At 63.4% G+C, this 22,936-nt stretch carries 16 protein-coding genes; all 16 read right to left on the bottom strand.

All coding sequences use genetic code 11. The features are described 5' to 3' along the window. Window positions 1-5: 5 nt before the first annotated feature. A complete protein-coding gene (locus tag HX817_RS05350) occupies window positions 6-2,099 on the bottom strand; it encodes a bifunctional diguanylate cyclase/phosphodiesterase (protein WP_003207505.1) in 2,094 nt (697 codons plus the stop codon). Between the two features lie 274 nt (window positions 2,100-2,373). Next, the gene (locus HX817_RS05345) at window positions 2,374-3,852 is read right to left on the bottom strand and encodes an efflux transporter outer membrane subunit (protein ID WP_003207503.1); all 1,479 of its coding nucleotides are present in this window, start codon (window positions 3,850-3,852) and stop codon (window positions 2,374-2,376) included. Next, window positions 3,849-6,956 (bottom strand): efflux RND transporter permease subunit, encoded by a 3,108-nt coding sequence (locus HX817_RS05340; RefSeq protein WP_003207502.1) that lies wholly within the window; start codon window positions 6,954-6,956, stop codon window positions 3,849-3,851. The genes HX817_RS05345 and HX817_RS05340 overlap by 4 nt, the downstream gene beginning before the upstream one ends. Continuing rightward, complete coding sequence (locus HX817_RS05335) at window positions 6,953-10,054, bottom strand: MdtB/MuxB family multidrug efflux RND transporter permease subunit (protein WP_177039908.1); 3,102 nt, start codon at window positions 10,052-10,054, stop codon at window positions 6,953-6,955. The genes HX817_RS05340 and HX817_RS05335 overlap by 4 nt, the downstream gene beginning before the upstream one ends. Beyond that, entirely contained in the window at window positions 10,051-11,361 is a 1,311-nt protein-coding gene (locus HX817_RS05330) for an MdtA/MuxA family multidrug efflux RND transporter periplasmic adaptor subunit (RefSeq protein ID WP_003207498.1), read from the bottom strand. Before HX817_RS05330 ends, HX817_RS05335 begins: the two co-directional genes overlap by 4 nt. Before the next feature lie 230 nt (window positions 11,362-11,591). Continuing rightward, window positions 11,592-12,092, bottom strand: coding sequence for a thiol peroxidase (gene tpx / locus HX817_RS05325; protein ID WP_134326424.1), 501 nt, complete (start codon window positions 12,090-12,092; stop codon window positions 11,592-11,594). 108 nt (window positions 12,093-12,200) lie between these two features. Then, window positions 12,201-14,915 carry a cystathionine beta-lyase gene (gene metC, locus HX817_RS05320; RefSeq protein WP_177039907.1) on the bottom strand — a complete coding sequence of 905 codons (2,715 nt, stop codon included), beginning with the start codon at window positions 14,913-14,915 and terminating at the stop codon, window positions 12,201-12,203. Between the two features lie 25 nt (window positions 14,916-14,940). Further along, on the bottom strand, window positions 14,941-15,588 hold the full coding sequence (locus HX817_RS05315; RefSeq protein WP_032899376.1) for a glutathione S-transferase family protein: 648 nt from the start codon (window positions 15,586-15,588) through the stop codon (window positions 14,941-14,943). Between the two features lie 135 nt (window positions 15,589-15,723). Next, on the bottom strand, window positions 15,724-16,320 hold the full coding sequence (locus HX817_RS05310; protein WP_008435185.1) for a cysteine dioxygenase: 597 nt from the start codon (window positions 16,318-16,320) through the stop codon (window positions 15,724-15,726). 16 nt (window positions 16,321-16,336) lie between these two features. Continuing rightward, entirely contained in the window at window positions 16,337-17,161 is an 825-nt protein-coding gene (locus HX817_RS05305; protein ID WP_003207489.1) for an amino acid ABC transporter ATP-binding protein, read from the bottom strand. Continuing rightward, window positions 17,148-17,840: an amino acid ABC transporter permease gene (locus HX817_RS05300; RefSeq protein ID WP_003207487.1), complete on the bottom strand. Its 693-nt coding sequence runs from the start codon at window positions 17,838-17,840 to the stop codon at window positions 17,148-17,150. The genes HX817_RS05305 and HX817_RS05300 overlap by 14 nt, the downstream gene beginning before the upstream one ends. Beyond that, entirely contained in the window at window positions 17,830-18,564 is a 735-nt protein-coding gene (locus HX817_RS05295) for an amino acid ABC transporter permease (RefSeq protein ID WP_003207485.1), read from the bottom strand. The genes HX817_RS05300 and HX817_RS05295 overlap by 11 nt, the downstream gene beginning before the upstream one ends. Beyond that, a complete protein-coding gene (locus HX817_RS05290) occupies window positions 18,561-19,772 on the bottom strand; it encodes an aminotransferase class I/II-fold pyridoxal phosphate-dependent enzyme (protein ID WP_177039906.1) in 1,212 nt (403 codons plus the stop codon). The genes HX817_RS05295 and HX817_RS05290 overlap by 4 nt, the downstream gene beginning before the upstream one ends. Continuing rightward, a complete protein-coding gene (locus HX817_RS05285) occupies window positions 19,769-21,190 on the bottom strand; it encodes an FAD-binding oxidoreductase (protein ID WP_177039905.1) in 1,422 nt (473 codons plus the stop codon). Before HX817_RS05285 ends, HX817_RS05290 begins: the two co-directional genes overlap by 4 nt. Next, a complete protein-coding gene (locus tag HX817_RS05280) occupies window positions 21,183-21,989 on the bottom strand; it encodes a transporter substrate-binding domain-containing protein (protein WP_003207480.1) in 807 nt (268 codons plus the stop codon). Before HX817_RS05280 ends, HX817_RS05285 begins: the two co-directional genes overlap by 8 nt. A gap of 3 nt (window positions 21,990-21,992) precedes the next feature. After that, entirely contained in the window at window positions 21,993-22,829 is an 837-nt protein-coding gene (locus HX817_RS05275) for a transporter substrate-binding domain-containing protein (protein WP_087692391.1), read from the bottom strand. Window positions 22,830-22,936: the final 107 nt, after the last annotated feature.

The raw sequence follows: 22,936 nt of genomic DNA, 5'->3' as shown, positions 1-22,936 counted from the left end.
TGGGCTCACATCACCGAATGCACACTCACCACCTGCTCGGCGCGCTGGATGTCGGCCATGAAACCCTCGGCCGGCAACGGATGCCCCAGCAGATACCCCTGAAGCGAATCGCAGCCCAGCCGGGTGAGGAAGCTCTGCTGTGAGTCGGTCTCTACACCCTCGGCCACAATGCGCAGGCCCAGGGCTTGACCGAGGGCAACGATGGCCGAGACGATGGCGGCGTCGTCGCTGTCGTGCTCCAGGTCACGCACGAAGCCCCGGTCGATCTTCAACTCATTGGCCGGCAGGCGCTTGAGGTACATCAGGCTCGAATAGCCGGTACCGAAGTCATCGATGGACAGGTCGACGCCCATGTCCGAAAGCTTCTGCAACACCGTCATGCTCGCGTCGGCATCGCTCATGGCGGTGGTTTCGGTGATTTCCAGGGTCAGGCTGTTGGCTGGCAAGCGGTGGCGTTCCAGGGCAGCGGCGACACTCTTGACCAGCCCGGCGTGGCAGAACTGCAACGCCGACAGGTTCACGGCAATGCGCCAGTCGTGATAGCCCTGGGCATACCACACCTGCATCTGGCGGCAGGCTTCGTTGAGTACCCATTCGCCGATGGGGATGATCAGGCCGGTCTTTTCCGCCAGCTCGATAAACTTGTCCGGCAACAACAGGCCTTGTTGCGGGTGCTCCCAGCGCAGCAGCGCCTCGGCACCGACCGGGCGGCCGCTGATGGCGTCGAACTTGGGCTGGTAATAAAGCCGGAACTGCTCGTGCTCCACGGCATTGCGCAAGTCCTGCAGCAGTTGCAGTTGCTTGCGCGCATTGGTGTTCATCGACACGTCGAAAAAGCTGTAGCCGTTCTTGCCCATGCCCTTGGCGTGATACATCGCCGCGTCGGCGTTCATCAGCAGTTCCTGGGGCGTGGCGCCGTTGCCGGGGAACAGTGCGATGCCGATGCTGGCGGAGATTTTCAGCTCATGCTCGGCGACGTGGAAGGCCTGGTTGATCATGCCCACCTGGCGCTCGGCCAAGCGCAACGCATCGTCGGGCTGGCCCAATTGCACCAGCAATACAAACTCGTCACCGCCGATGCGGGCCAGGGTGTCCTGGCTGCGCAAGTCTTCGCGCAGGCGCAGGCCGACTTGCTGCAACAGCTGGTCGCCCATGTGGTGACCAAAAGCGTCATTCACCGGCTTGAAGCCGTCCAGGTCGATAAACATCAGCGCGAAGCAGCCGCCCTCTTCGTTCACCCGCTGTATCGCCTGCTGGATCCGGTCGGCGAGCAGGGTGCGATTGGGCAAGCCGGTGAGCATGTCGTGCAGGGCCAGGTGGGTGAGTTCCTGGTTGGCCTGGGTCAGGGAGTCGGCCAACACCGCGGTGCGGGCTTCCAGGCGGGCGTCGGCCAGGGAGGTCAGCAGCGCGATGATCAACACTGCCAGGGTGGTGACCAGCACCAGGTTATCCAGGCCCTTGCCACTCAAGCCGTCCAGGGCCGCGCCGCAGAAGCTGCCATCGGCGAAACGCGCGGCGGCCATGCCGGTGTAGTGCATGCCGACAATCGCCACGCCCATCACCATCGCCGCCCCGCCTCGGGCCAACCGCACATACGGCGTGTTGCGCCGCAGGTTGAAGGCAATCCACAACGCCGCCGCCGACGCACCCACGGCAATCAGCAACGAGGCGGTGAACAGCGTGGGGTCGTAGTCGATGCCGGGGGTCATGCGCATGGCGGCCATGCCGGTGTAGTGCATGGCGCTGATGCCGGCGCCCATGATCAATGCGCCAAATGCCAGTTGCCACGCCGGCAAACGCGGCTGGCTCACCAGCCACAAGGCAAAACCGCTGGACAGGATCGCGATCAACAACGACAGCGCCGTGATGCCGACGTCATAGCCAAGGCTGATGGGCAGGCGGAAGGCGAGCATGCCGATAAAGTGCATCGACCAGATCCCCACGCCCATCGCCAGCGCGCCGCCGCCCATCCACAGGTACACCGCGCGGCCCCTGGCAGTGGCGATGCGGCCGGTCAGGTCCAACGCCGTATAGGATGCGAGGATCGCGACGAACAGGGAAATCAGGACCAGGGCGGGGGAATAACTACCGGTGAGCATGGGACTTCTCGTGACCTATGGGCCGAACGGCATCCGTGCCGGGCTGAAAAGTCAGGGATTGTAGCGAGAATAAATCTTGTACACCTGAAATATTGTCGTATAGCCATCATTCAAAATTTGACGCCAATCCGCTGGCTCAAAAACACCGCAGAACCCTTGTGGGAGCGGGCTTGCTCGCGAAAGCGGCGGGTCAGTTCATACACAGTTGACTGCCCCACCGTTTTCGCGAGCAAGCCCGCTCCCACACAAGCCCGTACACCAGCCAGAGCGGTGTTTACTTCTTGTCGCTCAGCTGCATTTGGCCATCCCAGCCACCGCCCAGTGCAGCGATCAGTTGCACACTGGCAACCAGCCGGGTTTGCAGCAGGGTCAGCACCGTACGCTCGTTGCTCAGGGCGGTGGCTTGCACGGTGACCACATCGAGATAGGCGATCAACCCGGCCTTGTACTGGTTCTGGGTCAGGCGCAGGGATTCCCGGGCCGCTTCGAGGGCCTCGTTACTCACGACCGCCTCGTCTTCCAGGACCTTGAGCTGGACCATGTAGTTTTCCACCTCACGGAACCCATCGAGTACGGTCTGGCGGTACTTGGCCACGGTTTCATCGTAGGACGCCTCGGCGCGGTCAACTTCGGCCGAACGCTGGCCCCCGTCGAACAGGGTCATGGCGAGTTTCGGCCCCACCGACCAGAAGCGGTTCGGCAGGCTGATCCAGTCGGCGTAGGTGCTGCTGGAGTAGCCGCCGGCCAGGCTCAGGGTCAGGTCCGGGTAGTAGGCGGTCTTGGCCACGCCGATGTTGGCATTGGCCGCGATCACCGAGCGCTCCGCCTGAGCGATATCCGGGCGGCGCTCCAGCAGTTGCGACGGCAAGCTCACCGGAATCTGCGGCAGCGCCGGAATGTCCTTGCTCACCGCCAGGTTGAAGTTGGCCGGCGGCACACCGATCAGCACGGCAATTGCGTTTTCCAGCTGCGCCCGCTGCCAGATCAGGTCGATCATGCTGGCCTGGGTGCTTTTCAGCTGGGTCTGGGCCTGGGCGATGGCGTCCTTGCCCGAGACACCGGCGCGGTATTGGTTCTGGGTCATCTGCAGGGAGCGCTGGTAGGTGTCCACCGTGGCTTGCAGCAAACGGGTCTGTTCGTCCATGACCCGCAGTTGCAGGTAATCCTGCACCAGTTCCGATTGCTGGCTCAGGCGCATCGCCGCAAGATCAGCCGCGCTGGCTTCGGCGCTGGCTTCATTGGCTTCCAGGCCCCGGCGCAGTTTGCCCCAGATATCGGCTTCCCAGCTCACGCCCAACTGGGTGTTGAGGGTGTCGCGAATACCGCTGCTGGAGCTGCTGAGGCTGGCGTTACTGCTGCCGGTACCCTGGCTGGCCCGGCTTTTCGAGGCACTCAGGTCAACCGTGGGGAAGAACGCCCCACGGGCACTGCGCACCTGCGAGGCGGCCTGGCGATAACGCGCCTCGGCCTGGGCCACGGTCTGGTTGGAGCTGTTGAGTTTTTCTACCAGCTCATTGAGTTGTTTGTCGCCGTACAGCTCCCACCAGGCGCCCCGGGCCAGCGAGTCGCTGGGCGCGGCCTGGCGCCAGCCCTGGGCCTCTTTGTACTGGGCAGGCTCGGTCAATTCGGGGCGTTTGTAGTCCGGGCCGACGGCGCAGGCGCTGAGCATCACGCCGCACAGGGCCAGGCTCAGCAGCTTTGAGCCGCGAGTCATCGCCAGACGTTGCACGGTGGGAAACGTTGAATCGGTCATAGCGCAGTGTCCAGGGCAGCATCGGTACGCACTCCGCGCCAACCGTTGAAACGGTGGCGCAGGCGGTCGAGATAAAGGTAAACCACAGGCGTGGTGTAGAGGGTCAGGATCTGGCTGAACACCAGCCCGCCGATAATCGTCAGGCCCAGGGGCTGGCGCATTTCCGCGCCTTCGGCCGTGCTGAGCAGCAGCGGCACGGCGCCAAGAATCGCCGCCAGCGTGGTCATCAGGATCGGGCGCAGCCGCACCAGGCAGGCGGCGCGGATCGATTCCAGCGGGCTCATGCCGTCCTTGCGTTCCAGTTGCAGCGCAAGGTCGATCATCAGGATCGCGTTTTTCTTCACCACCCCGATCAGCAGGAACAGCCCCAGCAGCGAGATCAGGCTGAACTCGCCCCCCAGCAGGTAAATCGAAAGCAAGGCGCCCACCCCCGCCGACGGCAAGGTCGACAGAATGGTCAGCGGGTGGATATAGCTCTCATACAGAATCCCCAATACCAGGTACACCGCTACTAGTGCACCGAGGATCATGAACGGCTGGCCTTTCTGGGTGGCGGCGAAGGCGTCGGCCGTACCGGCCATCTTCGCGATCACCTCTTCCGGCAGGCCGACCTTGGCAATCGCCCGCTCAATGGCGGCCGTGCCCTGCTCCACCGTGACGCCGGGCGACATATCAAACGCAATGTTTTCCGAGGCGAACTGGCCTTCATGGCTGACCCGGTCGTCCGCCAGGCTGTTCTCATAGTGAGCGATGGCCGACAGCGGCACGCGCGCACCGGTGGACGTGATCACCTGCATCTGATTGAGGGTGATCGGGTCCTGGGCGTACTTCGGATTGACCTCCATCACCACCTGGTACTGGTTGAGGCTGTCGTAGATGGTGGAAATCTGCCGCTGACTGTAGGCGTTGTTGAGCACGGCAGTGACCATGTCCATGTCAATGCCCAGGCGCTTGGCCTGGTCGCGGTCGACAATCAACGTCACCTGGGCCGCCCCACGTCCTTCACGGGCATCGATGGCGGTCAGCTCCGGCAGCTCACGCAACGCGGCAACCACTTTCGGGTACCACAGGCGCAAGGCCGCCAGGTCGCCGCTTTGCAGGATGTAGGAATACTGCGAGGTGGTCTGGTCGCGGCCGCCGCCGAATTGCAGGTCCTGGTCAGCCATCAGCATCAGGCGCCCGCCGGGCACCAGTGGCACATTCTTGCGCATGCGCTCGATCACCGCCTGGGCAGAAATCTTGCGTTCGCTGATGGGCTTGAGCCGCACCAGCATCACCGCGTTGTTGGTGCCGCTGTTGCCGCCAATAAAACCTGCCACGCTCAACACCGCAGGGTCCTGCAGGACCGCCTTGCGGAAGATTTCCATCTTCGGCTGCATCACACTGAATGACAGCCCGTCGTCGCCACGCACAAAGCCGATCAGTTGCCCGGTGTCCTGCTGGGGCATGAAGGTTTTCGGCACCACCACATACAGCGCGACGTTGACCCCGATGGTCACCAACAGGCTGAGCAGCGTCAGGCGCTTGTGGCGCAGCACCCAGTCCAGGCTGCGGGCATAGCCTGCCACCATGCGGTCGTTGATCTTCTGGCTCCAGCGCTGCAAGCCTGTCTCCTGGCCTTTGACATGGGGCTTGAGCCAGCGGGCGCAGAGCATCGGGGTCAGGGTCAGCGACACCACCAGCGAGACGATGATCGCCGCTGCGAGGGTGATGGAAAACTCGCGGAACAGGCTGGTGACGATCCCGCCCATGAACAGGATCGAGAGGAACACCGCCACCAGCGAGACGTTCATCGACAGCAAGGTGAAGCCGACTTCCTGGGCCCCCAGGTACGCCGCCTTCATCGGCGGCACACCCTCGTCGATGTGCCGGGAAATGTTCTCCAGCACGACGATGGCATCGTCCACCACCAGGCCGGTGGCGAGGATCAGCGCCATCAGCGACAGGTTGTTCAGGGAAAAGCCGAACAGGTACATCACTGCAAACGTGCCCACCAGCGACACCGGCACCGCCAGGGTGGGAATCAGCGAGGCGCGGAAGTTGCCGAGGAACAGGTACACCACCAGGATCACCAGGGCCACGGCAATCAGCAGGGTCATCTCGGCTTCGTGCAAGGTGGCGGTGATCACCGGCGAACGGTCCATGGCCAGGTTCAGCTTGACGCTGGACGGCAACACCGCCTGCAAGGCCGGCAGTTGTGCCTTGATCTGCTTCACCGTCTCGATGATGTTGGCGCCGGACTGGCGGTTGATCACCAGCAGCACCGCCGAGTCATTGTTGAAGAAGCCGCTGTTGTAGCGGTCCTCGACGCCGTCGCTGATCTTCGCCACATCCCCCAGGCGCAAGGCCGCGCCATTCTGGTAGCGGATCAGCAGCGGTTCGTAGTCCTTGGCCTTTTCCAGCTGGTCGTTGGCCTGGATCTGCCAGTTGCGCTGGCTGTCCTCCAGCGAACCCTTGGGCCGGCGCACGTTGGCATTGGCGATGGTATTACGCACATCGTCCAGGGCCACGCCGTACTGGTCGAGGGCCTTGGGTTCCAGTTCGATACGCACGGCGGGCAAGGAGCTGCCGCCGATCTGCACTTCACCCACGCCCGGCACCTGGGACAGGCTCTGGGACAGGATGGTCGAGGCCAGGTCGTACAGCTGGCCCTTGGGCAACACGTCCGAAGTCAGGGACAGCACCATGATGGGCGCCTGGGACGGGTTGATCTTCTTGTAGGTGGGCATGCTGCGCATGCCACTGGGCAGCAGGTTACGCGAGGCGTTGATCGCCGCTTGCACTTCCCGCGCCGCGCCGTTGATGTCGCGATTGGAGTCGAACGCCAGGATCACCCGGGTCGAACCCTGGCTCGACGAACTGCTCATGGTGGTAATGCCGGCAATCGCGCCGAAGGAACGCTCCAGCGGCGTGGCCACCGTAGACGCCATCACCTCGGGGCTGGCCCCCGGCAAGCTGGCCGACACCACGATCACCGGGAAATCGATCTGCGGCAATGGCGACACCGGCAACAGGTTGAAGCTGACGCCGCCCAGCAGCATGATCGCCAGGCTCAGCAGCATGGTGGCTACCGGCCGGCGAATGAAAGGTCCGGACAGGTTCATGACTCAACCGGCTCCAGGCGCACCGGCTCTTTGCGCCAGCGACGGCCGAGGCGGTCGAAATACAGGTAGATCACCGGGGTGGTAAACAGGGTCAACACCTGGCTCACCAGCAACCCGCCCACCATCACCAGGCCAAGCGGCTGGCGCAACTCGGCGCCGGAGCCGGTGGCGAGCATCAACGGCACGGCACCGAACAGCGCCGCCAGGGTGGTCATCAGGATCGGCCGGAAGCGCAACAGCGCCGCCTGGTAGATCGCGGTTTGCGGGTCCAGGCCCTGGTTGCGCTCAGCGTCGAGGGCAAAGTCGATCATCATGATCGCGTTCTTCTTCACGATGCCGATCAGCAGGATGATGCCGATGATCGCGATCATCCCCAGGTCGTTGCCACTGAGCAGCAAGGCCAGCAAGGCGCCCACCGCTGCCGACGGCAGGGTCGAGAGGATGGTGATCGGGTGGATGTAGCTCTCGTAGAGCACCCCGAGCACGATGTACATGGTCACCACCGCCGCCAGGATCAGCAGCAAGGTGCTCGACAGCGAAGCCTCGAATGCCTGGGCCGCGCCCTGGAACTGGGTCTGCACGCCCACCGGCATGCCGATGTCTTTCTGGGTCTGGTTGATCAGTTCGACGCCCTTGCCCAGCGCCACGCCAGGGGCCAGGTTGAACGACATCATCACCGCCGGGAACTGACCGATATGCGCGATTGCCAACTGGGCCTGGCGCTGTTCCACATGGGCCAGGCTCGACAGCCGCACCTGGCCACCGTCGGTGGTTTTCACATGGATCTGGTTCAGGGCGTCCGGGCCGAGGGTTTCACCGGACTGGGCCTGCAATACCACGCGGTACTGGCTGGCCTGGGTGTAGATGGTGGATATCTGCCGCTGGCCGAACGCGTCGTACAGCGCGTCGGTGATGGTCGACACCGACACACCAAGGCGCGATGCGGCGTCACGGTCGATCACCAGGTACACCTGCAGGCCCTTGTCCTGCAGGTCGCTGGCGACGTCGGAGAGTTCCGGCAACTGGCTGAGGGCGTGTACCAGCTTTTCACTCCACAAGGCCAGCAGCTCGGCGTCCGGCGAGGACATGCTGAACTGGTACTGGGTACGGCTGACGCGGTCTTCGATGGTCAGGTCCTGCACCGGCTGCATGAACAGGCGAATCCCCACCAGCTTGTCCAGTTGCGGCTGCAGACGCGTGATGATCTGTGCCGCGCTCAGGTCCCGTTCGCCGTGGGGCTTGAGGTTGATCAGCAGGCGACCACTGTTGAGGGTGGCGTTATCACCGTCTACCCCGATATAGGACGACAGGCTCTCCACCGCCGGGTCTTCGAGGATGATCTTCGCCAGTTCCTGCTGGCGCTGGCTCATCGCCGCAAAGGAAATCGACTGTGGCGCTTCGGAAATGCCCTGGATCACACCGGTGTCCTGCACCGGGAAGAAGCCCTTGGGCACCACCATGTACAACACCACGGTCAGGCCCAGGGTGGCGATGGCCACCAGCAGGGTCAGCGGCTGATGCTTGAGCACCCACTGCAACTTGCGCCCGTAGGCCTCGATCAGCCAGTCGATCCAGGCGCCGCTGGCCTTGTAGAAACGGCCCTGCTCTTCCTCTTTCGGCTCACGCTTGAGCAACCGCGCGCACATCATCGGCGTCAGGGTCAGGGACACCACCAGGGAAATCAGGATCGCCACCGCCAGGGTGATCGCGAATTCACGGAACAGCCGCCCCACCACGTCCGCCATGAACAGCAGCGGGATCAATACCGCGATCAGCGACAGGGTCAGGGAAATCAGGGTGAAGCCGATCTGCTTGGCGCCCTTGAGCGCCGCATTGAGCGGTGTATCGCCTTCCTCGATGTAGCGGGAAATGTTCTCCAGCATCACGATGGCGTCGTCCACCACGAAACCGGTGGCGATGGTCAGCGCCATCAGCGTCAGGTTGTTGATGGAGAAACCGGCGAGGTACATCACGCCGAAGGTGCCCACCAGGGACAGCGGCACGGCGATGGACGGAATGATGGTCGCGCTGAAGCGGCGCAGGAACAGGAACGTCACCATCACCACCAGGGCAATGGCGATCAGCAATTCGTGTTGTACATCCTTGACCGAGGCCCGGATGGTCTGGGTACGGTCGGTAAGCACCGTCACGTCCAGGCCCGCCGGCAGGTTGTCGGTGATGCTTGGCAACAGCGCCTTGATCCGGTCCACCACCTCGATGACGTTGGCCCCGGGCTGGCGCTGGATGTTCAGCAGGACCGCCTGGTTTTCGTTGGCCCAGGCCGCGAGGCGTTCGTTCTCGGCGCCGTCGACGATCTGCGCCACATCCTTGAGCCGCAACGGCGCGCCGTTGTTGTAGGCGAGGATCAGTTCGGCGTATTCCTTGGGCGAGACCAACTGGTCGTTGGCGTCGAGCATCGACACCCGCGTGGGGCCGTCAAAGTTACCCTTGGGCTGGTTGACGTTGGAGGCGGCGATCAGGGTGCGCACGTCCGACAGGTTCAGGCCGTTGGCCGCCAGGGCCTCGGGGTTGACCTTGATCCGCACCGCCTGGCGCTGGCCGCCGGCGATGCTGACCATGCCGACGCCGCTGATCTGCGCGATCTTCTGCGCCATGCGCGTGTCGACCAGGTCATTGAGCTTGGGCAGCAACATGGTCTTGGAGGTGATGGCCAGGGTCAGCACCGGGGTATCCGCCGGGTTGACCTTGTTGTACACCGGCGGCGCCGGCAGGTCCTTGGGCAGCAGGTTGGTGGCGGCGTTGATCGCGGCCTGCACCTGTTGCTCGGCGACATCCATGTTGATGTCGAGGTTGAAACGCAGGGTCAGCACCGAGGCGCCGCCGGAGCTGGTGGACGCCATTTGGGTCAGGCCGGGCATCTGCCCGAACTGACGCTCAAGGGGCGCCGTGACCGCGCTGGTCATTACGTCCGGACTGGCGCCGGGGTACAGGGTCATCACCCGGATGGTCGGGTAATCCACCTGGGGCAAGGCCGAGACCGGCAGCAGGCGATAAGCGATCACGCCAGCCAGGACAATGGCCAGCATGCTCAGGGTAGTGGCTACCGGGCGAAGGATGAACAGCCGCGAGAGGTTCATGCGCCGCCCTTTTGCGCCTTGGCGGCATCAGCCGGGCCTTGTTGCGTCTTGGCTGCCGGTTGACCCTGGAGGTGTTCGGTCGGCGTGGTCGGCACTTCAGTGCTGTCGTTGACCACTTCAATGTCACTGCCGTCCTTCAGGCGGTCGGTGCCTTCCAGCACCACGCGGTCGCCGGCGGCCAGGCCTTGCTTGACCACGGTGTTGTCGCCGTCGGAATCACCGATCACCAGCGGACGCACCTTGACCTTCTTGTCGCCATCGAGCACGTAGACGAAGGTGCCGGTATTGCCGAACTGAATCGCCGCCGACGGCGCCAGCACCACGTTGTGCAGGGTATCGGCCAGCAGGTGCACGTTCACGAACTGGTTGGGGAACAGCGCCTGGTCCTTGTTATCGAACCGCGCCTTGAATTTCAGGGTGCCGGTGGTGACGTCGATCTGGTTATCGAGGCTCTGCAGCACGCCCGTGGCTTTCACCGCGACATCGCCACGGTCCCAGGCTTCCACCGGCAGCTTGTTGCCGGCGTGATAACGCGCCAGCACGGTTTCCAGGGTGTTTTCCGGCAACGTGAAGACCACGCTGATGGGTTGGGTCTGGGTGATCACCGCCAGGAAGGTGGTGTCGTTGGCGGCGACGAGGTTGCCCACGTCCACCTGGCGCAGGCCGACACGCCCGGTGATCGGGGCGCGGATCTTGGTGAATTCGAGGTTGAGCTTGGCGTCATCCACCGCGCCCTGGTTGGTCTTGACCGTGCCCTGGTACTGCAACACCAGCGCTTCGGCGGTGTCCAGGGTCTGCTTGGCGATACTGTCCTGGGCATACAGGTCGCGATAACGCTGCACGTCGACCTGGGCGTTTTTCAGCTGGGCCTGGTTCTGCAGCAACGTGCCCTGGGCCTGGAGCAAGGCATTCTGGTAACTGCGCGGGTCGATTTCCGCCAGCAGGTCACCGGCCTTGACCATCTGCCCCTCTTCAAAGGCGATCTTGACCAGCTCTCCGCCAACCCGGCTGCGCACATTGATGGTGTTGAGTGCCGTCACCGTACCCAGCGCCTTGTAGTACACCGGGAATTCGCCCAGCACCGCCGGCGCCACACGCACCGGCACCGGGCCAGTGGAACCCCCAAAGCCCGGGCGCATCATCCCCGACTTGCCGGCATGCCCGGCGGGCTTCTTCTCGGCGCTGTCCTTGTGGCTGGTGCCAGGCCAGAACTTCCAGCACAGGCCGGCAATGACCAGCAGTACGAGAAGGCCGAACAGCCAGCGGCGGGAGTGACGAGGGGTGGATTGCATGGAGTGATCAACCATTGGGTACGAGAGCTTCTTCTTCGGGAGGCTGAAAGATAAGCACTGGGGCGCGTTAAGAAAAGCGCCTTTACCGGCTATTTACCTTGGATTACAACTTTTAACTTCTGTGCTTAGTCCATTCGCTATCTGGCTAAGCCTCTGAAGCACAAATAAAAACGGCCTGGACTAGGCCAGGCCGTAATACTGCATCACGCGTGTTACTGCAAAACGACAGTAATGCGTAGTAACAGTTACTTCAAAACAGCCAGGGCTGCCTCGTAGTTCGGCTCTTGGCCGATTTCGCTGACCAGTTCGCTGTGCAGCACGTTGTCGTTCTCGTCCAGTACCACGACGGCACGGGCGGTCAGGCCGCGGAGCGGGCCATCAGCAAGCGCTACACCGTAGTCGACAGCAAAGGCTGCCTCACGGAAGTCCGACAGGTTCTTCACGTTTTCCAGGCCTTCGGCACCGCAGAAACGCGCCTGGGCAAATGGCAGGTCGGTGGAGATGCACAACACTACGGTGTTGTTCACGTCGTTGACCTGAGCGTTGAACTTGCGAACCGAAGTGGCGCAGGTCGGGGTATCAACGCTTGGGAAAATGTTCAGCACTTTGCGCTTGCCGGCGAAAGTCGCCAGGGTCGCGTCAGACAGGTCGCCGGCAGTCAGGGTGAAGTCTGGCGCCTTGGCGCCGACTTTCGGCAAATCGCCTTCGACCTGGACAGGGTTGCCTCGGAGGGTAACTTGAGCCATGAACGGAATCCTTCTAGTGGTGGTAGTGAAACGAATTTCAGGTGCCGAAGTTAAACACAAAGTTCGATTGGCACCTATGGGCGGACGCAAATTGTCATGGTGCGAGGCTCAACGCCCCGCCGCCACGAACCCGCGCTGCAGATCCTCGATCAACGCCTCCACATCCTCCAGCCCCACATGCAGGCGCACCACCGGGTTCAATCCACGGTCGGCGGCGCTCTGGCGATCCTGTGTATCGGCCAGGGTCACCAGGCTTTCAAAGCCGCCCCAGGATGCGCCCAGGCCAAACAGCTGCAGGCCGTCGATAAACCGTTCGACGTAGCCGGCATCCGCGCGGTCGAGTTCGAAGGACAGCAAACCGTTGCTCCCGCTGAAGTCACGCTTCCACAGCGCGTGGCCAGGATGCTCCGCCAGTGCCGGATGAAACACCCGCCTGACCTGCGGCTGCGCCTGCAACCACTGGGCAATCTTCAACGCCTGGCGCTCGTGCACGTCCAGCCGGGAAGCCAGGGTGCGTGCGCCACGCAGGATCAGGTAGGCATCGTCGGCACTCACTGCATTGCCAAAGGTATCGCTCATTTTCGCCAGGGCCGGCCATGCCGCTTCGGTGGCGCAGACGCTGCCCATCATCACGTCACTGTGGCCGCCAAGGTACTTGGTCAAGGCCATGATCGAGATGTCGGCACCCAGCGCCAGCGGGCGGTACAGGTACGCCGAGCCCCAGGTGTTGTCCACCGCCAACAGAATGCCCCGCGGCTTGCACAGTGCGGCTAGCGCGGGCAGGTCACACAGCTCATACAGCAGCGAACCCGGCACTTCGGCGTAGACCATTTTGGTGTTGGCCTGCAGTTGCGCTTCCAGGCCGCTGCCGTCCGGGGCGAAATAGCTGACTTCGATGCCGAATGGCTGGAGGAACTCCCGGGCCAGTTTGCGCACCGGCGAATAGACGGCGTCGGTGATCAACACATGGTCGCCGGGCCGCAGGTAGGCCAGGAACGTCTGCGCCGCGGCGGCGAGCCCGGTGCCATACAGCCGTGTGCGATAGCCACCCTCAAGTTCGGTGACCAGGTCTTCAAGGGCAAAAGCGGTGGGATTGCCGCGTGCGCCGTAACTCAGGACCCGCTCACTGTCGCGTCGGGAGCGGGCGTCACGCATCTGGGCCAGGTTGTCGAACAACACGGTGCTCAGGCGGGTGATCGGTACGTTCACCGCCCGACCACCATTGCCGCCTTCGGTACGCGCCGCGTGAATCAGCCGGGTGCGCACCCGTGACGCGGGCAACAACGGCTTGAGACTGGCGATTTCCGCTTCGCTCATCTGTGCCAACAGGCCAATTTCCCAGGCGAGATATTGGCGGGCAGCGTCCTTGTTGCCGCTGTGACGGTCGTGGGTGAAGAACAGGAAGTCGATGCACTGGTTGTCCGGAGGCGTTTGCGCATCCTCGATCACCGGCAAACCGGCCGCAACCCACGCGGCATAGCCGCCGTCGAGCAAACGCACATCGCCGCCCAAGCTTAACGCAGCAAAAGCGGCCAGTGCCGGATCATCAGCCAGCAGCACCAGTGGACGCCCACCCGCTGTCAACCGCGAACGAATCGACCAGCGCGAACCGACAATCCGGCCCTTGCGATGGATCATGCTCGGGCGCAGGTCCACCAGGTCCACGGTGTCGTCCTTCAGCGCATCGGCCAGCGCCTGCACCGAGATCAGCGGCAGCGCGTCAAAGGACACGGCCTTCTTGACCTCCAGCGCCAATCCACTGTGGACGCCACCCTCCAGCACATACGCCTCATGCCCCAACTGCCGCAGCCAACTGGCGACAATCGGCGCACGCACACCATCACTGTCCAACAGCACCACCCGCGCCTGACGCACGCCGATGTACAGGTCGGTGGACTGGATCAACTGCCCGCCCGGCGTGTGTTGCGCCCCCGGCAAACTGCCGGCGGCAAATTCTTCAGCGGTACGCACATCGCACAGGAACAGGCTACGGGCCGGGTCCGCCGCCCATTGCCGGACCTGCTCCGCCTTGACACTGACCACCCCTGCCCGCTCCGCCAACCGCCGGGCAGCCTCGCGCTGCCGGCCCAGATCCGTCGAGACCTCGTCGGCATAACGCCGGGTGCTGCCGTGCTCCAGCTTGAAATCCGCCAGGTACCAACCCTGGGTACCGTTTTCCAGGGCATAAACCGGGTTCTTCACCCCGAGGTTGATCAACGTCTGGGCGCCGATAATGCTGCGGGTACGCCCGGCGCAGTTGACCACGATCGGCGTGGTTTCATCCGGCACCAGGTCGTGCACGCGGTAACCCAGCTCACCATTGGGGCAGCAGATCGAACCGGGAATGGTCATCTTGCGGTATTCATCGAACGGCCGACCGTCCAGCACCACCAGCGGCTCGCCCGTGGCCTGCCAGTCCGCCAATTGCTGCGCGGTGACGTGGGGTGTGTGGCTGGCCTCTTCCACCAATTCGCCAAAGGCTTTCGACGGCACATGCACCCCGGCGAACAACTGCAAACCCGCCGCCTGCCAAGCGTTCGCCCCCCCTTCCAGTACATGCACATGGCGGTAGCCCAGCGCTTGCAAACGCAGTGCCGTGCGCGCAGCCACATCGCCGCCGTCCTGGTCGTAGATCACCAGGCGCACCCGGGAATTCGGTGCCAGGCGCTGCACCTCCAGTTCCAGGCGGCTATAGGGCAGGTTCACCCCGTGAAACAGGTGGGCCTCGCCGTATTGGCCGTGCTCGCGTACGTCGAACAGGGCGATTTCCTGGCCGTCAAACAGCCATTGTTGCAATTGCCCGGGTGTGATGGTCTGGCTCATGGAAGTCCCGCAAAAAATAGATGGGTTACTGCAAGGCCAGCGAACGCTCGCCGGCGGCCACTTCACGGCCCTTGGCATAGGCCCGCTGGACTGCCGGGCGCGCCTTGATGCGCAGACGCCAGGCCTGGATGTTCGGGTAGTCCGCCAGGTCCTGGCCTTGGCGCAGGGGCTGGATCCACGGGAAGATCGCCATGTCGGCCACCGAGTATTCGCCCGCCACATACGGCACCTCGGCCAGGCGCTGCTCCAGCACCCGATACAGGCGCGTGGCTTCGGCGTTCAGCAGGTCCAGGGCAAAGGGAATCGGTTCCGGAGCCTTCTCCTTGAACAGCTGCAACTGGCTCAGGTACGGGGTGATATGCCCTACCTGCCAGAACAGCCATTCCTGGACCTTCTGGCGCTCGGCGGTACCGGCGGGCGGCAGGAAGCGCCCGGCCTTGTCCGCCAGGTAGTTCAGGATCGCCCCGGACTCGAACAGGCTCAGGGGTGCTTCAAGGCGGTGGTCGACAATCGCCGGAATCCGCCCATTCGCACTGATGCGCTGGAAGCTTTCCTGCTTCTGCGCGCCTTCGCGGATGTTGACCGGAATCAGGCGGTACTCCGCCTCCAGCTCTTCCAGCAGGATGCCGACTTTCAGGCCGTTGCCCGTAGGCCAGTAATACAGATCAATCATAAAAAACCCTGGATGAACGCGGATCCAATTGTGGGAGCGGGCTTGCTCGCGAATGGGGTGTGTCAGCCAATGAATGCGTTTTTGACCCACCGCATTCGCGAGCAAGCCCGCTCCCACAGTTGATGTGTGTTGTGCTCAGGAATAGGCCCGGATTGAAGGCGCCATCTGCGAGGCGTTGTAGTTGAGGATCCGGCCGTCTGCTTCAACGCCATAACGGCCATTGAGGGATTCCAGCGGCAAGCCGTACAGGTGGAAATGCAAGGTCGCCTGCTCACCCTCAACGCGAATCCCGTGCAGGTCTTCACCGAGGAACGAGATAGAGGTGCCCGGCTGCACGACGACTTCTTTCTCAAGGGTCAGGGTGGTGAAGCCTTCCTCACGCCCTTCATCGTTGCGGCCATACACGTAGTTGATTTCCTGGCCTTCAACGGCACTGATGATCGCCCAGGTTTCGTGGTTGTGCGGGAGGGTGCTTTTGCCCGGCAGCAACGAGTTCAGGTACAGGGTGGGCGTGTCGCCGTCGTCGTTCAGGCGATAGCGGAACGCGGTACTGCCCTGCCCCGGCACCGGCGCGGGGAATTCGCTGAAGTTGAACAGGTCCCGGCGCTCGGCCAGGGTTTCCAGCAGCCCGACGATTTCCACCAGGGCCGCGCGGTCTACGCCACGCTGGTTGATGACGCGGATCTGCTGCAGGAAGTCTTCGATAACGGCGGCACGGTTTGCGGTACTCATGACGAGGTTCCTCTTGTTAGACGGACAGGGTGTAGCGGCTCAGGTTGGTCAACAGGTACGGATCATTGGCGATCGGTGGCCGACGGCCGGGATCGCCCAAGGCATGGCGCAGGAATTCCTGGGTCCGTTCACTGGTGGGGCGCTGGAAGATCTGCTCGGCGCTGCCGTGCTCGACGATCACGCCGTTTTCGGTGAAATAGACGATGTCGCTGATCTCTTCGGCAAAGCGCATTTCGTGGGTCACCAGCACGCAGGTCATGCCTTCTTCGGTCAGCTCGCGAATCACCGTCAGTACTTCACCGACGGTTTCCGGGTCCAGGGCCGAGGTCACTTCATCGAACAGGATCAGCTCGGGGCGCATCGCCAACGCCCGGGCAATCGCCACCCGCTGCTGCTGGCCGCCGGACAATTGGCCCGGATAGGCATCGGCCTTGTGCTCCATGCGCACCTTGGCCAACAGCGCCCGGGCATCTTTCTCGGCATCGGCACGGTTGCGACCGAGCACCTTGCGCGGGGCGATCACCAGGTTTTCCAGCACGGACAAATGCGGGAACAGGTTGTATTGCTGGAATACAAAACCCACACGCTTGCGCAACTCGATGCGCTGGGCTTCCTGGGTCAGCGTATCGACCCGGGTTTCGCCCACGCGAATGGTGCCGCGCTGGGGCTGCAACAGGCCGGTGATACAGCGCAGGATGGTCGACTTGCCCGAGCCCGACGGGCCGATGATCGACACCGCCTGGCCGCGATGCACGTCGAGGTCGATGCCCTTGAGCACCCGGTTGTCACCGAACGACAGCTGCAAATCCCGCAGGCTGACCAGGGGTTCAATAGAAGGCATAACGGCGCTCCAGGCGTTGGGTCAAACGGGAAATCGGGTAGCAGTAGGCAAAGAACAGCACCAGCAAACTCAGGTAGATCACCACGGTAAAGCCGGTCATGTTCACGGTGTTGCTGGCGATCTGTGCGGTATCGATCACGTCGTGCACGCCCACCAGCGACGCCAGGGCGGTGCCCATGGTGACCACCGCGTAGAGGTTCATCCACGGCGGCAACATGCGCTTGAAGCACTGGGGCAGAATGATCGAGCTGAATATCTGGCCGCGGGTAAATGCCAGCGAGCGCGCCGCTTCCCATTGGGTGCTGGGGATCGAGCCGATGGCGCCGCGAAAGATCTCCGCCACGTTGGCGCTGGCCGGCAATGCCAGGCCAATCGTCACCTTGACCCAGTCCGGGAACGACACGTAGCTGCTGCCGATATGGATCTCGAACGGGAACACGTAGGTGGTGAAATAGATCAGCACCAGCCACGGTGCATTGCGGAAAACCTGCACCCAGATCCGCGCGGGCAACCGCAGCAGGCGCAGGGGTGACAGGGCCAACGCGCCCACCATCAGGCCCAGCAGCGAACCAAGACCAATCGCCACCAGGCTGATCAGGATGTTCTGGCCGAAACCAGTCACCAGCGCCGGCGACCATTGCAGCAACGCCGACAGCACCGGGAATGAATCAATGGCCATAGCCGGGCATCCTCAGGCGCGCTTCCAGCCAGCGCCCCACACAATTGACGGTAAAACTCAGCAAGCCGAAAAAGCTCAGGATCAGAATCATCAGCTCCAGCACATTGTCGCTCTGGGTCCAGATCATGATCGAGGCGTAGGTGATATCGCCCACGGCGATGGCCGAGGCCACGGCGGTCATTTTCACCAGGTCGATCAGGTTGTTGATCAGCGACGGCAGCGCGAAGCGCAGGGCCAACGGCAACTGCACATTCCACAGCAATTGCCGGCTGCTGAACGCCAGGGAGCTGGCGGCTTCCAGGGTCACGGCGGGCACCGCCTCGATGCCGGCGCGCAGGGCTTCGGCGTGGAACGCGCCCTTGTGCAGCGAAATCACGATCACCACCCAGGCAAACGGCGTCAGCGGGTTGGCCGCGCCGACGGCCTGGGTCAGCAGCATGTTCAACACCAGGAATGCGCAGTACAGCTGCACCAGGGTCGGCGTGTTGCGGGTGACTTCGATAAACACCCGCGCCGGTTTGGCCAGCCACGGGTTGCCGGAAGTCAGCAGCGCTGCCAGGCTGATCCCGGCCAGCAGGCTGCCGACGATGGTGAACAGGCACAACAGCACGGTGGTCAGCGCGCCCTGCTCCAGGGTGCCGCGCTGATAGGCATCCAGCAGGAAGCTGTAGTTGAGGCCGATACCGGCGGCCCAGTGCACAAAAAGCTCCAGCCAATGACTCATTCGACGCCCCGCAGCTTGCCGCAGGCGACAGCGATACGGCGGCCGGCCTCGGCCACGCTGTCGGTCGCCGTGGCGATGGACAGGCGAAACCACGGCGACAGGCCGTAGGCACTGCCCGCTACTCCGGCGACGCCCTCCTCCAGCAAGTACGCGACGACATCGCCGTCATCGTTCAGGCGCTGACCGTCCGGGCGATAGCGGCCAAGCAAACCGGCGCAACGCACGAACACGAAAAAGCCGCCCTGGGGTTCGAGTACTTCCAGGCCCACGACGGTGCCGAGGGCCATCATCAACAGGTCCCGGCGCAGCTGATAGGCCGCTACCTGCTCGGCCAAAAAGCCCAGCCCGCCGGTGAATGCCGCCAATGCAGCAGCCTGGCCCACGGAGGAAGCACCGGAGGTGGATTGCGACTGAACAACCGCCATTGCATGGGTCAAGGCCTGCGGCCCGGCGCCGAAACCGATGCGCCAGCCCGTCATGGCGTAGGTCTTGGACACGCCGCCCACCAGCAGGCAACGGTCCTGCAAATACGGCGCAACGTTCAGCAGGCTCTGGGCCGGGCGACCGTCGAAGCGGATGTGTTCGTAGAGTTCATCCAGCAGCACCAGCACCTGGGGATGGCGACGCAGCACCTCGGCCAGCGCGTGCAGTTCAGCCTCGCTATACACCGCACCGCTCGGGTTGCCCGGGCCGTTAAGGATCAGCCAGCGCGTGCGTTGATTGATGTGTTGCTCCAGCTGGGCGGGCAGCAGTTTGCAACCCTGCTCCAGCCCGCACTCGATAAAAACCGGCTCGCCACCGTTGAAGCGCACGCTGTCGGGGAACGACGGCCAGTAAGGCGTCGGCACCAGCACTTGATCGCCGTCGTCGAGGGTTGCGGCGAAGGCGTTGAAGATGATTTGTTTCGCGCCGTTGGCGATCACGATATTCGGCAGCGAATAGTCCAGGTGGTTTTCCTCGGCCAGTTTTCGCTGCACGGCCACGCGCAAGGCTTTTACCCCGGGTGTCGGCGTGTACTTGGTGGCGCCCGCAGCAATGGCTGCGCAGGCGGCTTGCTTGATGTGCTCCGGGGTATCGAAATCCGGCTCGCCGGTGGTCAGGTCCAGAATGTCGCGGCCGGCGTCACGCAATTCCGTGGCGCGGGATTTGGCCGCCGCATTGGCCGACAGCGACACGCGCTGCACCCGCTTGGACAAGCGAACGGTCATGGCTGCACCTCAATGACTTTGCCGGGATTGAGCAGGTTTTTCGGGTCGAGGGCCCGCTTGATGCGGCGCATCAGGTCCAGTTCCACCGCGCTTTTGTAGCGGCCCAGCAGGCCGACCTTGCGCTGGCCAATCCCGTGTTCGGCGCTGATGGAGCCGCCATGGGCATGGGCGCTGTCATGTACCAGCAAGCTCAATTCGGCGTAGTTGCGCATGTGCGCGTCGACCGTTGAATCCAGCGGATGGGCCACGTTGTAATGCAGGTTGCCGTCCCCCAGGTGCCCGAACGTGAAGTTGCGAACACCGGGGAAATGCGTCTGCAACAGCGCATCGGTATGGGCGACGAAGGCGACGATTTGCGAAATGGGCACCGAGATATCGTGCTTCATATTGCGTCCGGCACGCTTCTGCGCTTCGCTCATGCTCTCCCGCAGCAGCCATAGCGCTTCGCTTTGCGCCAGGCTTTCGGCGATCAGTGCGTCGGCCAGCAGTGACTGTTCGAAGGCTTCACCGAGGACCGTTTCGAAGGCTTCGCGGGCGTGGGTTTCACCGTGGTTATCCGACAGCTCCAGCAAGGCAAACCAGGGTTGGCTGGCGTTGAGAAACGGTTGCGGGCCCTCGGGAAATTGCTCGCGCAACAACGCCAGGCAATCGGCGCTGAGCAATTCGAATGCAGTGAGGTTTGCACCAAAACCGGCGCGGGCATGGGACAGGAACGCCACCGCCTGGGCCAACTCGTCAAACGCCAGCAGCGCTGTCGCCTGGGCCTTGGGCAGCGGGAACAGCTTCAGGGTCGCGGCGGTGATAATCCCGAGGGTACCTTCGCTGCCCACGTACAAATCCCGCAGGTCGTAGCCGGTGTTGTCCTTGCGCAACCCTCGCAGGCCATTCCAGATTTCGCCTTCGGCGGTCACCACTTCCAGGCCCAGGGTCAACTCGCGGGTGTTGCCATAACGCAGCACGGCGGTGCCGCCTGCATTGGTGCCAAGGTTGCCGCCGATGGTGCAACTGCCTTCGGCGCCAAGACTCAATGGAAACAGGCGACCGGCTTCACGGGCCACGTCCTGGATGTTTTGCAGGATGCAGCCGGCTTCGACGGTCAGGGTGTCGTTGTCGGTATCGATCACGCGCACCCGGTTCATGCGGTCGAGCAGCAACAATACCGCGCGGCCGCTGGCATCCGGTGTGGCACCCGCCATCAGGCCGGTGTTGCCGCCCTGGACCACGATGGGCGCTTCCAGGGCGACACACGCACGCACCACGGCGGCCACTTCCTCGGTGTTGGCCGGGTGCACCACGGCGATCACCTGGCCGGTGTAGCGGCCCTGTTTGTCGGTCAGGTACTGGGCGGCGTCTTCGCTGCGCTGCACATGGGCGGCGCCGAGCAGTTGTTGCAGGGTGGCGAATAGCGCTTCACTCATGGCTGTACTGCTCGTGCAGATCACGCAGGGCTTGGGACGGAGCCATGCCGGTACGTTCGCCGAGGGCGATCAACCAGCCGCTGCGATGCCAGTCGCGCACGATGGCGTCGAGCCTGGCCTGGGTGTCGTGTTCGCCTTTGCGGATCCAGATCACGGATTTGGACGGGATCAAATCCCCCGGCAACGGGATCTCGTAGCCGGACCATTCGGCATCCTCCAGCAGCGCATGCATGGTCGGGCTGACGTGCACCGCCGCCACGCAGCCGTTGCCGCGCAACGACAGCAGGGATTCGGACTGGCTGCGGAACGCCTTGATCTGCGCGCCGTAGGTTTCCTGCAACGGCTTGATGAAGTTGCTGCCCTGGGACACGCACACCGGCTTGTCCTTGAGGTCGGCCCACTGGGTGATGCCGGCGCCTTTGCGGATCAACGCCGCGCCGCCGACTTCTTCATAGGGCGTGGGCACGTAGTCGAGAATCTCGGCGCGTTCGTCGGTGTACTGCATGTTGGCGATCAGCACGTCGACCTTGCCCTGTTGCAGGAACTGCACGCGGTTGGGCGCCAGCACCGAAACGGTCCTGGTCTCCACACCCAGCGCCTGGCCCAGGCCCTTGGCCAGTTCGACGTTGTAGCCCAGGTGTTCGCCGGTCTTGGGGTCGATGGTGCCAAACGGCGGACCGCTGAGGATCACGCCGACGCTGATGGCGTGGCGTTGCTGGATCTTGTCGAGGGTGGCGTCGGCGTGGACCAGGCTGGCGCACAGTGCCAGGCCCAAGGCAGTCAGGGCTCTCAATGTCATGTGTCAGGCACCCTTGAACTGTTTCTGCAACTCCACCAGCGCCGGGGACGCCGGGGTGATGTGGTTGCGGGTCTGGGCTTCGATCAGCCAGCCGCTGCGGTGCAGGTCCTTGACGATGGGGTCGAGTTTGGCCTGGGTGTCGCTCTCGCCACGGCGGGTCCAGATTACCGATGGCGCCGGGTTCAGCTCGGGACTGAGGGCGCGGTAATCTTTCCATTCGGCGCTGTCGTTGATCAGCGGGTTGACCAGGGTGGAGTCATGCACCGCAGCGACGCAGTTGTTGCCGCGCAGGGCCAGCAGGGATTCCGAAGAGCTCTTGAAGGCCTTGATCTGCGCGCCCAGTTCGGTCAGCGGCTTGACGTAGCTGCTGCCCTGGGAGGTGCACACCGGCTGGTCCTTGAGATCTTCCCAGCGGGTGATCTTGCTGTCCTTGAGTACGGCAGCAGTGCCGCCGATCTTGTAGAACGGCGTCGGCACGAACCCGAGGATCTCGCCACGCTCGGCGGTCCATTCCATATTGGCGATCAGCAGGTCGACCTTGCCCTGTTGCAGGAACTGCACACGGTTGGCCGGCAATACCGGCACCAGCTGCACCTCGGCGCCCAACTGACGACCCAGCTCGTTGGCCAGGTCGACGTTCAAGCCCCTGGGCTTCTGGGTGGTGGGGTCGATGCCGCCAAACGGCCCGCCAGACAGCAGCACGCCGACCACCAGCACATGGCGCTGCTGGATCTTGTCCAGGGTCGCATCGGCCTGAGCCACTGCGCTGCCGCCCAGGGCGATCAACGCGCCCAGGACCACAGGCAACCTTCGTTTTACCGCCGCGCGCACAAACCCCATGGAACTCCCCTCATTAGCGATCGGCGTACCCCGACCTGATGTGGGGGCATGCTAGGGAGAGTGCCGGCCTAACGGAAATTCAAATATCTAATATCGTTATAACTTCC

Source organism: Pseudomonas sp. C6002 (assembly GCF_013385805.1).
Lineage (GTDB): Bacteria > Pseudomonadota > Gammaproteobacteria > Pseudomonadales > Pseudomonadaceae > Aquipseudomonas.
This window is presented reverse-complemented; position numbering and strand designations above follow the sequence as displayed.

Excerpts from the sequence above, each read along its gene's own strand:
- HX817_RS05330 (WP_003207498.1), bottom strand. The coding sequence starts at position 11,361 with ATGGTTGATCACTCCATGCAATCCACCCCTCGTCACTCCCGCCGCTGG.
- HX817_RS05290 (WP_177039906.1), bottom strand. The coding sequence starts at position 19,772 with ATGACCGTTCGCTTGTCCAAGCGGGTGCAGCGCGTGTCGCTGTCGGCC.
- HX817_RS05275 (WP_087692391.1), bottom strand. The coding sequence starts at position 22,829 with ATGGGGTTTGTGCGCGCGGCGGTAAAACGAAGGTTGCCTGTGGTCCTG.
- HX817_RS05335 (WP_177039908.1), bottom strand. The coding sequence starts at position 10,054 with ATGAACCTCTCGCGGCTGTTCATCCTTCGCCCGGTAGCCACTACCCTG.
- tpx (WP_134326424.1), bottom strand. The coding sequence starts at position 12,092 with ATGGCTCAAGTTACCCTCCGAGGCAACCCTGTCCAGGTCGAAGGCGAT.
- metC (WP_177039907.1), bottom strand. The coding sequence starts at position 14,915 with ATGAGCCAGACCATCACACCCGGGCAATTGCAACAATGGCTGTTTGAC.
- HX817_RS05285 (WP_177039905.1), bottom strand. The coding sequence starts at position 21,190 with ATGAGTGAAGCGCTATTCGCCACCCTGCAACAACTGCTCGGCGCCGCC.
- HX817_RS05310 (WP_008435185.1), bottom strand. The coding sequence starts at position 16,320 with ATGAGTACCGCAAACCGTGCCGCCGTTATCGAAGACTTCCTGCAGCAG.
- HX817_RS05345 (WP_003207503.1), bottom strand. The coding sequence starts at position 3,852 with ATGACCGATTCAACGTTTCCCACCGTGCAACGTCTGGCGATGACTCGC.
- HX817_RS05350 (WP_003207505.1), bottom strand. The coding sequence starts at position 2,099 with ATGCTCACCGGTAGTTATTCCCCCGCCCTGGTCCTGATTTCCCTGTTC.
- HX817_RS05300 (WP_003207487.1), bottom strand. The coding sequence starts at position 17,840 with ATGGCCATTGATTCATTCCCGGTGCTGTCGGCGTTGCTGCAATGGTCG.
- HX817_RS05305 (WP_003207489.1), bottom strand. The coding sequence starts at position 17,161 with ATGCCTTCTATTGAACCCCTGGTCAGCCTGCGGGATTTGCAGCTGTCG.
- HX817_RS05295 (WP_003207485.1), bottom strand. The coding sequence starts at position 18,564 with ATGAGTCATTGGCTGGAGCTTTTTGTGCACTGGGCCGCCGGTATCGGC.
- HX817_RS05280 (WP_003207480.1), bottom strand. The coding sequence starts at position 21,989 with ATGACATTGAGAGCCCTGACTGCCTTGGGCCTGGCACTGTGCGCCAGC.
- HX817_RS05315 (WP_032899376.1), bottom strand. The coding sequence starts at position 15,588 with ATGATTGATCTGTATTACTGGCCTACGGGCAACGGCCTGAAAGTCGGC.
- HX817_RS05340 (WP_003207502.1), bottom strand. The coding sequence starts at position 6,956 with ATGAACCTGTCCGGACCTTTCATTCGCCGGCCGGTAGCCACCATGCTG.